The following is a 13,065-nucleotide window of genomic DNA, read 5'->3' on the forward strand; positions in this document are numbered from 1 at the left end:
CTTTCTTTTATTTCTTATTCGGGTCAATAGCTGCGCCCCGGACTTTATCGGTCGCGGCCAGTCCTTCTTGAATCTCGATCTTGATACCGTCGGACAGACCTACCTTTACAGGATGCTTCTCGAAGACTTGCTCCGGTTGCTCTTGTTTAACTAACTGAACGAATGCGGAATCCCCTTGGAACTCGACCGTACTTTCCGGGATCGTAAGCACGTCTTCCGCACGTTTTAGCACGATCTCGGCGTTGGCGCTATATCCCGCACGGATGAAAGCATCTTCGGGGATTGTTACGGCCGCCTTGATCTCAAATTGAATAGCTCCATTCTTGTCTACTCCCTTGGGCGATACATATTCCAGCAAAGCGTCGAATGAACGGCTTTCCATGGCGCCGACGGTCAATTTGATCGGCATTCCCTCGTGGATGCGTCCGATCTCGGTCTCGTCTACGTTTCCTTTGAAGATCATGTCGTTCATATTGGCTACGGTAGCGATCGTCGTGCCATCATTGAAATTATTCGCTTGAATAACCGAGTTACCTACTTTGACGGGGATGTCCAAGATCATACCGGTAATGGTACTACGGATTTGGGTCGTACTGGCTACGCTGGAGTTCTTGGCTATACCGTCGCGGATGATCTCCAAGGCACTTTGCGCGTTATCCTTTTCCTCCACGGCTTTCAGGTAGTTCGCTTTGGAAAGATCGAAATCTTCTTGGGCGATAACACCTTGCTTAAATAATTGCGTATCCCGCTTATAAGTCTCTTCCACTTGCTTTAAAGAGATATTGGCAAGGTTCACGCGCGATTCGGCGCTGTTGAGCTGTACCATCTCGGGGATTACCTTGATAATGGCGATAATCTCTCCCGCTTGAACCATCTGCCCCGCTTCTTTCTTCAGCTCGGAGATGATACCGGAAATCTGCGGCTTGATCTCCACCTCGAAACGAGGCTCTACGTTTCCGGTAGCGACCGTCTTGGTTTCCACATCCCCTTTTTCTGGGGTTACGATCTCATAAACGGTGATGACCGGTTGCGCTTTCTTCCATAAGAAATAGAATGTACCGATTACCGCTGCTCCCACAAGTACTAATAAGATGATACGCAGGATCTTTTTTACAATGCGATTCTTCATGATTATATAGTTTTATTAATTGACAATTGTTGTTTATTCTTCTCGTATGGCATCTATCGCCTTGATCTGCATAGCTCGCCATGCGGGGATCAGCCCGGCCAGCAGACCGCTGAATAATAAGATCACCGTGGCCGCTACCGCGATCTGGATGCTTACCTCCGGATGCTCCATCATGGTTCCGTTGGAAGCCGGCTGGGCACTCATGATCTTATCTACCAGATCGAGCAGGAATACCCCGGCGCTTAACCCCAACAAACCCGCTAAGGCTGTAAGTAGCAGACTCTCGCTCATGATCTGCGAGATGATGTTCCAAGGTTTCGCTCCGATAGCCCTGCGTACGCCGATTTCCCGGGTACGCTCCTTAACTGTTACCATCATGATATTACTTACACCGATGATACCCGCCAATAACGTACCCATACCCACGAGCCAGATCAAGATGTCGATACCGATAAATAGCATATTGAAGGTCTCGAACTGAGCCGCCAAGTTGATCACCGTCACGGCCTGCGGGTCGGTAGGAGAGATCTGGTTCTGGCTCTTTACAATATCCTTGATCTGCGTGATCACCGGATCGATCTTATAGCCGGGTTTGGCGCTCACGCACAAGAAGTGAATGATATCCCCTTGGTTCAGCGTCTGTTGCATGGTGCTGAAAGGGAGGAATACGCTTTCCTCGGCCCGTCCGCCGATATTGACGCTAGAAGCTCGTTGCTTCGTGACGCCTACCACTTGGTAGTAAATCCCGTTTACCCGGATATATTTCCCGCAGGGATCACTTCCCTTGAACAATACCTCGTTCACCTTAGCGCCGATCAAGCAAACCTTACGTTTCTCGATCTCGTCGATCTCGTTTAGTAACCGTCCGTAATAAAGCTGCTGGGTCTCGATCTTGAAATAATCGGGCTGCACGCCTTTTACGTTATAAGTACCGCTTAATTGGCCGAAAACGATATTCTTGTCCGAGCGATTTCCCCAGATGATGGGGGAGACGGCCTCGATGTCCTTCACCTGTTTCCGGATGCTCTCCACGTCCCGGTTTCGCATGTCCCATTGACGCCCCTTGTTAAAGCCTTTGTACGATTCGCTGGTCCGGTCGGAGAAAAAGAAGGCGGAGTTCGTGGCGAATCCGTTGATATTCGAGAACATGGCGTTCTTCATCCCGTTTCCGGCTCCCAATAGAATCACCAACATCAAGATTCCCCAGAATACGCCGAAGCAGGTCAACAAGCTGCGTGTCTTGTTTCGGGTGATCGTCACCCATATCTCTACCCATCTGTCTATGTCAAACATGGTTCTTTTCTTTTTTATGATTATTCCGTTCTCATGGCTTCGATAGCCGTGACTTTCACCGCCTTGCGTGCCGGGAAATAACCCGCCAATACACCGGCCGCGATGATCAATACCGTAGCGGAGCTAGCTATCGCCAGATTGACGGTCGGGTTACGGAAGACCGTCGTGTCTTCTCCGATATTCCCACCGGATTGGGCTCCGGCTTGGGCCATTTCCATCGCGTGATTGATTAGCTCCGTAAGCCCGATCCCCATGATCATCCCGACATAGCCGAAGACGGCTGTTACGAGGATGGACTCGGCGATTACTAATGCCAAGATCGAGCCGGGTTTAGCTCCCAATGCCTTGCGTATGCCGAACTCCCGGGTCCGTTCCCGTACGGTGATCAGCATGATGTTGCTAACTCCCACGATTCCTGCCATCAACGTTCCGATACCGATAATCCAGATAAACAAGGTAATCCCGTTCATTATATTATTCCACATCAAGAACTCATTCGCCATGTTCCACATACCGATAGCGTTCTTGTCTGTCGGGTCGAATTGGTGGCGGCGTGCCATCCATTCCCGGAAACTTTCCTCGAAAGCCTCATTCTCCTCTTCGGTAGTCACCCCTTTCAAGGTAAACGTTAGCGATCCGAAGCCGTATCCTTTATTATATAGCAATTGGGCTACGGAGAATGGGATGTAAGCGGGAGCGTTATTGCTTTTGTCATCATCGTTGTACACGCCGACTACTTGATACATCATATTCCCGCATTTCACGTATTTACCCAGCGGCTTCTCGTCACGAAACAAGACCTCCGCCATACGGGGACTGATCACGATTACTTTTCTTCGGTCCCTCATGTCCTGCTCATTGATGAAGCGGCCGTTATGCGTCTCTACATTCACGTAATTGATCGGGGCATGATCCGGATATACGCCATTGGTTTGTCCCGTCACATATTCCTCGTTGTAAGTGATCGTGTCATTGTGGGAGATAGTAGCCGAGCAAAGATCCACCTCCTTGAAGTCTCTCTTCAAGGCGCCTAGGTCCTCTTCCTTGAAACTGATGCTGCGGTTGGATTGCATACCTTTCCAAGGCTTGGTGGTATAGCGTGTCCATACCTCGACCCGGTTGGTAGACATATTCCTGAAGTTGTACATGATGCCATTGCGCAACCCGTTTCCCGCCCCCAGTAACACGATCAACATGAAAATACCCCATGAGACCGAGAAGCCGGTCAAGAAGGTACGGAGCTTATTCTTTTTGATGGTGCTCCATATTTCCCTGAAATTATCAAAGTCAAACATGATTCTCTTCTTTTTCGATACGTTCAATCAACCCGTCCTTTACCCGGATAATCCGGTCTGTAGCCTCCGCTACGGAGGGTTCGTGGGTAACGATCACCATGGTCATCCCTTCTAGGTTTACCTTGCGTAGTAGTTCCATTACCTCCACGGTCGTTTTGCTATCCAACGCTCCGGTCGGCTCGTCGGCCAATATGACTTGGGGTTTCGCGATCAAGGCCCGGGCGATCGCTACCCGTTGCTTCTGTCCACCGGACATCTCATTCGGCATATGCTCCGCCCAATCTTTCAATCCCACCATGTCCAAGTATTCCAGTGCCATGGCATTCCTCTTTTTCCGGCTGACCCCTTGATAATAGAGTGGGAGGGCGACGTTCTCCATGGCGTTCTTGAATGAGATTAAGTTAAAAGATTGAAAAATGAAGCCGATCATTCGGTTCCGGAGCTCGGCGGCACGACTTTCGCTGAGATTCTGAATCAACTGTCCGTTTAATTGATAGGTGCCCGTGTCGTACGTATCTAATATCCCTAAGATATTCAATAAGGTTGACTTACCGGAACCGGAGGCTCCCATGATGGATACCATCTCTCCCTTCTCTATATCTAGATCGATACCTTTCAAAACGTGCAGTGGGGCTCCATTAAAGTACGTTTTGTTTATTCCTCTCAGTTGAATCATCATATTATGTAGTTACTTTAATATATTAGACGTACAGTTTGCTAAATAAGTTACACTGTTGGTGAACACTTTTATCATTTGGTTACAAATATATGCTTTACTAAGATACCTTGTATCGCAAGGTACTTATAATTATGTAATATTAACAAAAGGTTTTGATCGAAAAGGTTTAGCTCTACCATCTATATCTATTAGCTTGTACGTGCGGTAACTTTACGTGCCGGTACTATATGTATACATCTTCTACCATCCGTTGGACGATCATGCACCAATTGGTAGACGATCATCCAACAGTTGGTGCATGATCGTCCAACAACTGATAGATAATGAATCTCTCTGCTTCTTCCACTTAATAGATAAAGAAAAAAGCCCTAGGCTATCTTTATCTAAACCCTTACCTTTGCGGCGAAATTCAAATAGCAGAAAGATTTATGGTAACAATTGGTACGCCCAAATCGGCTACGGCAACTAAAGTCGTGCTTTGTGGCTCGGGCGAATTGGGGAAAGAGTTTGTAATAGAGTTGCAGCGTTATGGCGTGGAGGTAATCGCCTTGGATAAGTATCCGGACGCTCCGGCCATGCAAGTGGCGCATCGTTCCTATGTGGTCTCCATGCTGGATGGCGATGCCTTGCGGGAGATCATCGAGAAAGAGAAACCGGATTATATCGTGCCGGAGGTGGAAGCGATCGCTACCCGTACTTTGATGGAACTGGAGGAAGAGGGATACCATGTGATTCCTACCGCCCGTGCCACTTGGCTGACGATGAACCGTGAGGGAATCCGCCGCTTGGCGGCCGAGGAGCTGGGCTTGCCTACCTCGCCGTATCGTTTCGCCGAGACCGAGGAGGAATTTAAGGAAGCGGTGAAGGTAATCGGTATGCCTTGCGTGGTGAAGCCGATCATGAGCTCGAGCGGACACGGACAGAGCGTGGTTCGTGAGGAAAAGGATATCGATCGTGCTTGGCAGTACGCCCAAGAAGGCGGACGTGCTGGAGCGGGTAAGGTGATCGTGGAAGGTTTCGTGGATTTCGACTATGAGATTACCCAGCTGACGGTTCGGCATATCGGAGGAACGTCTTACTTGGAACCCGTAGGACATGTTCAGGTGGACGGTGATTACCGGGAGTCTTGGCAACCGCAAGCCATGAGCCTTGCCGCTAAAGCGAAAGCCCGTGAGATCGCCGGTAAGATCACCGAGGCTTTAGGCGGACGTGGTATTTTCGGCGTGGAATTATTCATTAAAGGAGACGATGTCATATTCAGCGAGGTTTCCCCCCGTCCGCACGATACCGGAATGGTGACGATGATTACGCAAGATTTGTCTCAATTCGCTTTGCACGCCCGTGCGGTGCTTGGCTTGCCGATCCCTAATATCGTGTTTCATGGAGCGGGAGCTTCCCGTGCCGTCGTAGTGGAAGGGGACAGTGACCGGTTGTCTTTGGGGAATCTGGATAAGGTCTTGGAACAACCCGATACGCAGATGCGTTTCTTTGGAAAACCGGAAGTTCATGGACATCGCCGTATGGCCGTCTTGTTGGCTCGTGGTTTGGATGTGACGGAGGCAAGGGAGAAGACCGGAGTGATGATGGAGCGGTTAGATGTTAAATTGTGATGCTTCCTAGGATAAATGAACGTTTTGGTGTGTGTTGTGAATAAAATGTGAATATTTACAGACCTATTTTTCTATCAAAATAGTTTATTTTTGTCTCAAGTTTTTAAAGAGACATTTGATAATCTATAAACGCAGATTACATATGTTTGTTTCACTAAAGAGTGAAATCTGATTGCCGAAAGTTTGTACTTATTTTATGAATACAACAAATGGAAATATGGGCGTTGATTTGAAACGCTCTATTTCTATTCTCGGTGAAGATAAAAGAGTGAGCAAACAGATCAATAGCTAAGGGTGGGTAGATTTAACCAAACAGACATCCTTATCTCCTTTCGCCCACCCTAGCTATTGTTCTTATTTTACTTGGATTCCTTTTGTATTTCTCATGGTTTCCATCACGGCATGCGTATCTACTTGGGCCTTTTCTTGTATAAACTCCGGGAGGTTGTAAGTCCACAACAGGTCTTTATAATATTTTACGGGATTTTTTTGCGGCAGGAGGAATGGTTTATGGGCCGTACCTTTATCATCGATATAGGTAAAGAACGGGTGTGTGTATAATCCATCCAACCTGCGACTGCTAAATACCAGCCAACGATTGTTGTGGCTCCATGAATGGTAGCTTTCTCCTTCGGCGCTGTTCGCCTCGCTCAGCGGGTACGTCTTTCCGTCGGATAGGCGGATCATATATAATTCAGCGTCTTTATGCCAAACCCCGAAACCGCCATATTCCTGTAGGGTAAAAGCCAGATATTTACCATCCGGTGAGATTCTAGGGAAGGATACGCTTTTGTGATTGGCCCGGCCATTGTATAAAGTATCTACTTGCTGGCCTAGGGTGCGGGTTTCCGGGTCAAAGTCGACACGGCATAGGCTGTAGGTCATTTGTCTGAAATTCTTAGAAATAGAATCTACGGCGGCGGTCGAACTGAAATAGAGGCTCTTCCCGTCGGGAGAGAACGCTGGGAATATTTGCCATGCGTCTTTGGAATTTAACGCTTCGCAAGAGAATACCTCGTTCTTCTTCACGTCGTAGATCACGATATCGGAGTTATGATCCAATACTTCCAGCGTATTGGGATTATTGATGAAGAAGTTTTGGTCGGTATCGCATACGGTGGCCGCCAGATAGTTACCATTCGGATGCCAATACATGTAGACAAAGTTTGAGACGGTCTCGGGAGTCTTGGTATTTAGCTTGGTGATTTTCTTTCCATCAATCAGTACGGAACCGGCGTGTTTGCCTCGCATATGGAAAATCATTTTATCCGGGTTCCCGGAGGAAAACGTGTGGCAGTTTACGCAGTTATAGTCGGTTAGGTTATTCTCATAAATCACGCTTTGGTCATAATTCTCCAAGTTTCGTTGATAGATACCCATCCTGTTCCACATATCATTACTCAAGGCTAATAACCGATAGGCTATATATTTATCAATGGAATCATTTACGATGTCCATATGAAAAGGCGTATAGGCATTCCATTCGCCCTGTATGCGTTTAGCGATGGTCAATTCTATTTGGTTTCCGGCATTCTCTTTCAATAAGGCTTTCCATCTCTTTTGTGGGATCTCAAAGAGCCCCTCATCGCTATAGACTTGGAGTTGAGTCTTTTCCCCTTTAATGATAAGGTAGTGCTCACTGCTATCGGCGATAGAGAAATTGAGCGGGGCGATGTTCACAGGGATGGTCACATCCTTGTAATCCGGATAAATGGCGATTTCCTTGTTTAGACTCTTGGCGATCTGTACGTCGTTTTTGGAGCATGAAACCATCAAGGCGATGAGAAAAAGGAAAAGATATCGGTTTGTATTTGTATAAGTCTGTCTTTCCATATGTGTTTTATTTAGAGAGTATCAAATAGTACCAGAAAGTAGGTTGATAGTCGGCTATTCCAGTCGCTACATTTTGTCGGGCATGCCTTAATCCCAATACACGTTGCTTGAATATCGAGAACTCGGACAGGATTTTATCGGTTACCCCATACTTGCGGCAATATTCCGGATCATGCTCCGCATAAGAGATCACGGCTTGTTGCAAGGGTTCGGGTAATATAGGGAGTACTTCCGTCCCACTGAATCTTTCAACAAACGTTTTTATAGCGGGCAGGTCTTTCGATAATAATAACGTACCGATCGTATAATCCAATGCGGCTTTATTCAGGGGATTCTCTTCCAATATAATCATCAGGTTATCAAACAATCCGATTATATTGGCGAAAAGGTCTTTGTCGCTGGATAGGCTTTTTCTTTTTGTACCTAATTCCGGGTCGCTCTCCACCGCTTGGTCATTATATAAGAACTTTCGTTGCGAGGAGGCCCATTCGTGATAGGCCCATGTCTTTTCCAATAATGATATAAACTTCTCGGCCGCGGGATACTGTCCGTATATCAAATGGGATTTTATTAATAATTTAGTCATGACGGGACTGCCGTATGTAATTCCTACCGAGGTACCAAAAGCGAAATTGTATGCCAAGGACGTGATTCCTACATGGTAGTATATCTGGCTGAACAGGAAACTTTCCTCTATATGCGCTTGGTACTTTGAGACCAAAGATTGTATTCCGCTTTGCGGGTATTTGAATAAATCAGTCTGCATGACACCCTTGTGGGATAAGGCAAGGTTTAAGCAATTCAGGTGTAAATAGTTATTATAGTTCAGATCGGTGGACGAGATTATGGCGTCCCATTGCTCGGTATCTATGTAATGAAACATTTGCATCAACGTATAGAAATCTTTATTCCTCTGTTGAAGAGCCGTTTGCGTATAATACATACCGGATAAGGCAAGTAATGCTACGGCTACTAAAGCTTTTAAATAGGTTTTTATGTGATCTAATAACGTGATAGGGAGAATAGAAGCATAACGAGTAATGCTACTTGCCAAGAGAAACCGTAGAATGGTTCCAGATCAATGAAATACTCTACGTAATCTTTCATCCAAAATACATAGTCATAATCGGGTTTACTGCCCCCTAGAACGCATAGAGAACCTACGATAAGCAGCAGGATCAAAGGGATGAAGCTTGCGTACCAGCGTTCGCTTTTTTGTAATATATCAAATAGTAAGATGCTAAGGGCGAATAATATAGCTACAGATCCCATCGTGTAAAACAATCCGGTCGCCAGCAAGCAACCGATTAAGGTACGGTACGTCCAATTAAATTTTCGTGCGCTGAAACTATATACGTTAAGCGCCAATGACCAAAACAACATGGCTATCAGTCCTTCATAATGATAGCTATCTTTCATTAGGTAAAGATATTGGAATAGGATGGGGAGAAAGGCCAAGGGCATAAGATATAATGCCGGATGTATCTTTCGTAAGGTCAGCCAGAATAACCAACCGGAGATTCCACCGATCAATGCCGTAGTTAGCGATCCGATAAGCGGGATCCTGAAAAACTGTATCAAGAATTGAGAGATAAAAGTCGCTAGCCCCCCTATCTGCTTAAGTATGCTGAATATATAGGTGGAATCGAATAGGAAAATCTGCTGCTGTTCCCGATAAAAAAGAGAGGCTCTTGCATGGTCTGCAAATGAAACCATAAGACGCCAGTCAATAGAATGAATGGAAGCGGTGGTAATATCTTCTTATATAAAGTACTCATGTGATTTATTCTATTTACGATAAGTTACGTCAATTCCTTTATCCTCTTTGGCTAGCGTGCTAAGCGCCCGGATCTTGGAGGATACTTTTCCGGTAATAAACTCGGGTATATTATAAGATTTCATGAAACGGTGATAGTAGTCTGTGTCTTTCTGAGGCAAAAGGAAGGGCTTAGACGCATTTCCTTCTTCATCTATATAAGCAAAATAAGGACGTGTGTATAACCCGTCTATTCTTCGACTGCTGAAGACGATCCAGCGGCTGTTGCTACTCCATGAGTGATAGCTCTCCGTATCCGTGCTATTGGCGTTTTGCAAGGAATGGGAGATTCCGCTCGCAATATTCAGTAGATACAGATCTGCGTCTTTATGCCAGATCGAGAAGTTACCGTAGCCGGACAGCGTATATAACAAGAATTTCCCGTCTGGGGAAACACGGGGAAAAGAGGCGCTCTTCCCATCTCTTCCGGCATTGTATAAGGTATCTATACGAGAGCCGAAACTCCGGGTTACGGGATCGAACGCTATGGAGCAAAGGCTATATTTTACTTCTGAATATTCATGCGGCATGGAACGTACCTCTGCCGAGCAGAAGTAAAGAGTCTTGCCATCGGGAGAGAATGTCGGGAAAGTCTCAAACGCTTTTGCTGTCCGAATGGAAGGCGTACTGATAATCTCATGCTTTTCCGTATCGTATACAACTACGTCGGATTGGCTGTCGAAGACCTCCACCCGGTTTTTGTCGTTGGCATGAAAGCTTTGGCTGGTCTGATTGACAGAGAAGGCTACGTATTTCCCCGATGGATGCCAAGAGGGATAGACCAAAGGCGAGAGCGTCTGATCGGTCTTCGTATTTAATTTCTCGATCTTATCTCCGTCGATCAGATAAGTGCCCGAATACTTATCCCTCATGTGGAACAGCATTTTTTCGGGGTTTTGCATACAAAAAGAATGGCAATTCATACAGTTTTGACCGCTGTATTTGTTTTCCATGATAGGGCTTTGCTTATAATCTTCCAGATTCCGTTGGTAAATACCCATTTGATTCCAAAGCTCGTATCCGGGTTCGATCAAGCGATAAGCCAGATATGAATCCATGGGTTCCGGAGCGACGAATAGTGAGAATTCCGGATAGGCGAGCCATTCTTTATCTTTGGCGTAGAGCTTTACTTGTATCGCTTTTCCTGTCGCGCTTTTCAACAATTTTCTCCAATCGGATGTGGGAAGATAGAACTGTCCCCCTTTTTCCTTGACTTGTATCTTTTCTTCTCCGAATTTAAGTAGGACGAAAGCTTCCGTATGCGGATTTTGTATCTTGAAATTTAAGGGTGCGATATTATAAGGGATCGTCACATCCGCATAATCGGGAAATAATACGGGTTTCTCCGAGGTCTCTTTGCTAACCGGGATAGTGTCCGAGCAGGATATTCCCAGTAGGATAAGGCATAAACCGATGATATATCGAATATTTCTTTTCATGGCTGTTGATCATTTTAACGTATAATAAGACCAATAAGTGTCTCCAAACGAGTTTCTTATAAGTTGAGGAAGCTGTGGGTTATTCCGATTCTGTACGACTAAGTTCCGATAACCGGCGAATTTGCGGATGACATTTTCTGATACGTTAAAACGCTTCCAGTAATCCACGTCTTTCTCAGCCAATAGGATAACGGCCTCTTGAAAGCTCACGGGAAGAGAGGGGAGTACCGGGGTTCCATAATACTTCTCTATCAACGTTTGGAAGGACTTCATGTCTTTAGAAAGCAGATAGATAGCCCCGGTGAATTGGATCGGGAGCTGATTCCCCGGGTCTTGTTCGGCACGGATAAGTAGATCATGCTCCAGTCCGTTGATACCGGATAGGTTACTTTCTTTCGGGAGAGTTTTTCGTTTAGGGCCTAATACCGGATCTGCTTCAACCGCTTTATCGTTATACAAGAACACTCTATGTTGCTTAGCCCAATTATGATAAGCATATGTTTTTTCTAAGATACTGATATATTTCTCGGCGATAGGATACGTTCCGTAAATCAAGTTTGTTTGAACAAGCCGTTGCAGGTTCCGGGGATTACCGGCGCCAATTACGGTGACATATCCTTCAAAAGCCATCTCCTGTGATAATGCGATTTCCCCTAACGTAAAATAAGCGTCGCTTAACAGGGTAGAGACCGTAAAGGTCTTGTTCCAAGAGGCGAGTAGTCCTTGAGGGCCGTGTTGATCAAAAGCGAACATCCGGTCTGCTAACTCCCCTTTTTCCGCAAGTGCCCTATTTAAGTAAGTTAAATATAAATAGTTTTTGATCGGCCCGTGACAATGCCGGATGATCTCGTCCCATTGTCCGGTACGGGCATAATAATCCAAGACCTTTAGAGGATAGGCTTTCTGGTCGTTATACCGTGGAATCGCTACCCAGCAAAGGAATAGGATTAGGATGGATTGAACGGTAAGCTCTATCCCTGTTTTTTTCTTTGATTTGTTTTTGCCTTTAGGATATACGAATGCCCCGATCAAGCTAAGCGGTAAACTGACCCATGCGAAATAGATGAGATTGGGAGCCGCCAGAATCGGGTGGTAAAAAGCGTCCGGTAAGAACGCGAAGCGATAGCTGGTGATGGTAGTTGACCAGACACTCCCGATCCCGATAAATAGGTATTCAATTAAAACCGCTAAAAAATAGATTCCATGTTTGGAACGGCTTACTGATTCCTTTAGAACCACACTGAATGAGAATAGCCCGGCGACCGGTCCTCCCATCCAAAAAAGTAGTGGGGTGATTATCAATGCGGCGGATAGCCGGTAGTGGAGATCTTTTATACGCATCCATGCGTTTAGGCTAAGCAAACAAAATAGGAATGCGATAGTGCCTTGTAATAAATAATTGAAGTCGTATTGAATCAATAATAAAGATAGAACCGGAAGTAAGTAAAGCAGGAAGAGTTCTTTATCCGGATTGATTTGCCGGATGATCGCTCTCATTGTCAATCCGATAGACGTAAGTATAGCTGCGGTAATAAAAGGCCCTGCATAAGGGGTAATAAAGAATTGTGTCAAGAATTCCCCGATAATCAAAGATAAACCTCCCGGATTGCTGATCTTATCCGCAAGATAATCTCCGGAAAACTGGAATAGTTGAAGCTGCTCAATATAGAAGAAATGAAACTTGCCGGTTATTTGCAAGAAACCCCCTAATAGGACAAACAGGATCAAACCGAGGAGTATTTGTTTATATCTCATGGCTAGAGTACACGTTTCATTTTGATTTAAAATCAAACAAAGATACGATTTTTATCGGAAATACCAATCTACACAAAACGAAGTTAACTTAATTGGCACATGGAGTTAACTTCGTTGGCAAAGTATGTTAACTTCGTGAGCAAAGTAAGTTAACTTACTTTTGGGGATTAAAAAAGCAAGCCGGACATATCACATGCCCGGCTGCTCTTTTTGAAA

Annotated in this window: 10 protein-coding genes; 1 reads left to right on the forward strand and 9 read right to left on the reverse strand. The window is 45.6% G+C overall.

The features are described from left to right. Nucleotides 1-7: 7 nt before the first annotated feature. Genes ACYIA1_RS19085 through ACYIA1_RS19100 form a run of 4 tightly spaced genes read right to left on the reverse strand, consistent with a single transcriptional unit; the run spans nt 8 to nt 4,393 of the window. Complete coding sequence (locus tag ACYIA1_RS19085; RefSeq protein WP_005867627.1) at nt 8-1,129, reverse strand: efflux RND transporter periplasmic adaptor subunit; 1,122 nt, start codon at nt 1,127-1,129, stop codon at nt 8-10. A gap of 33 nt (nt 1,130-1,162) precedes the next feature. Further along, nucleotides 1,163-2,422: an ABC transporter permease gene (locus ACYIA1_RS19090; protein ID WP_048927175.1), complete on the reverse strand. Its 1,260-nt coding sequence runs from the start codon at nt 2,420-2,422 to the stop codon at nt 1,163-1,165. Between the two features lie 20 nt (nt 2,423-2,442). After that, nucleotides 2,443-3,717 carry an ABC transporter permease gene (locus ACYIA1_RS19095; RefSeq protein WP_005867632.1) on the reverse strand — a complete coding sequence of 425 codons (1,275 nt, stop codon included), beginning with the start codon at nt 3,715-3,717 and terminating at the stop codon, nt 2,443-2,445. Continuing rightward, nucleotides 3,710-4,393: an ABC transporter ATP-binding protein gene (locus ACYIA1_RS19100; protein ID WP_005867634.1), complete on the reverse strand. Its 684-nt coding sequence runs from the start codon at nt 4,391-4,393 to the stop codon at nt 3,710-3,712. Before ACYIA1_RS19100 ends, ACYIA1_RS19095 begins: the two co-directional genes overlap by 8 nt. Before the next feature lie 431 nt (nt 4,394-4,824). Between ACYIA1_RS19100 and purT the strand changes: the two genes are divergently transcribed. After that, nucleotides 4,825-6,006, forward strand: coding sequence for a formate-dependent phosphoribosylglycinamide formyltransferase (purT, locus tag ACYIA1_RS19105; RefSeq protein ID WP_121961512.1), 1,182 nt, complete (start codon nt 4,825-4,827; stop codon nt 6,004-6,006). 354 nt (nt 6,007-6,360) lie between these two features. On the opposite strand, the gene ACYIA1_RS19110 is transcribed toward purT, so the two are convergent. The 5 genes from ACYIA1_RS19110 to ACYIA1_RS19130 form a co-directional block, all read right to left on the reverse strand. Next, nucleotides 6,361-7,839 (reverse strand): TolB family protein, encoded by a 1,479-nt coding sequence (locus ACYIA1_RS19110; RefSeq protein ID WP_480336259.1) that lies wholly within the window; start codon nt 7,837-7,839, stop codon nt 6,361-6,363. A gap of 7 nt (nt 7,840-7,846) precedes the next feature. Then, nucleotides 7,847-8,782, reverse strand: coding sequence for a DUF6057 family protein (locus ACYIA1_RS19115; RefSeq protein WP_250788888.1), 936 nt, complete (start codon nt 8,780-8,782; stop codon nt 7,847-7,849). A 59-nt stretch (nt 8,783-8,841) separates the two neighbouring features. After that, the gene (locus ACYIA1_RS19120) at nt 8,842-9,555 is read right to left on the reverse strand and encodes a DUF6057 family protein (protein WP_480336260.1); all 714 of its coding nucleotides are present in this window, start codon (nt 9,553-9,555) and stop codon (nt 8,842-8,844) included. 72 nt (nt 9,556-9,627) lie between these two features. Beyond that, nucleotides 9,628-11,094: a TolB family protein gene (locus ACYIA1_RS19125; RefSeq protein ID WP_250788880.1), complete on the reverse strand. Its 1,467-nt coding sequence runs from the start codon at nt 11,092-11,094 to the stop codon at nt 9,628-9,630. A gap of 9 nt (nt 11,095-11,103) precedes the next feature. After that, nucleotides 11,104-12,849, reverse strand: a complete 1,746-nt coding sequence (locus ACYIA1_RS19130) for a DUF6057 family protein (RefSeq protein ID WP_250788879.1) — start codon at nt 12,847-12,849, stop codon at nt 11,104-11,106. Between the last annotated feature and the right edge of the window lie 216 nt (nt 12,850-13,065).

The sequence above is a fragment of the Parabacteroides sp. KHUB-02 genome, assembly GCF_056640955.1.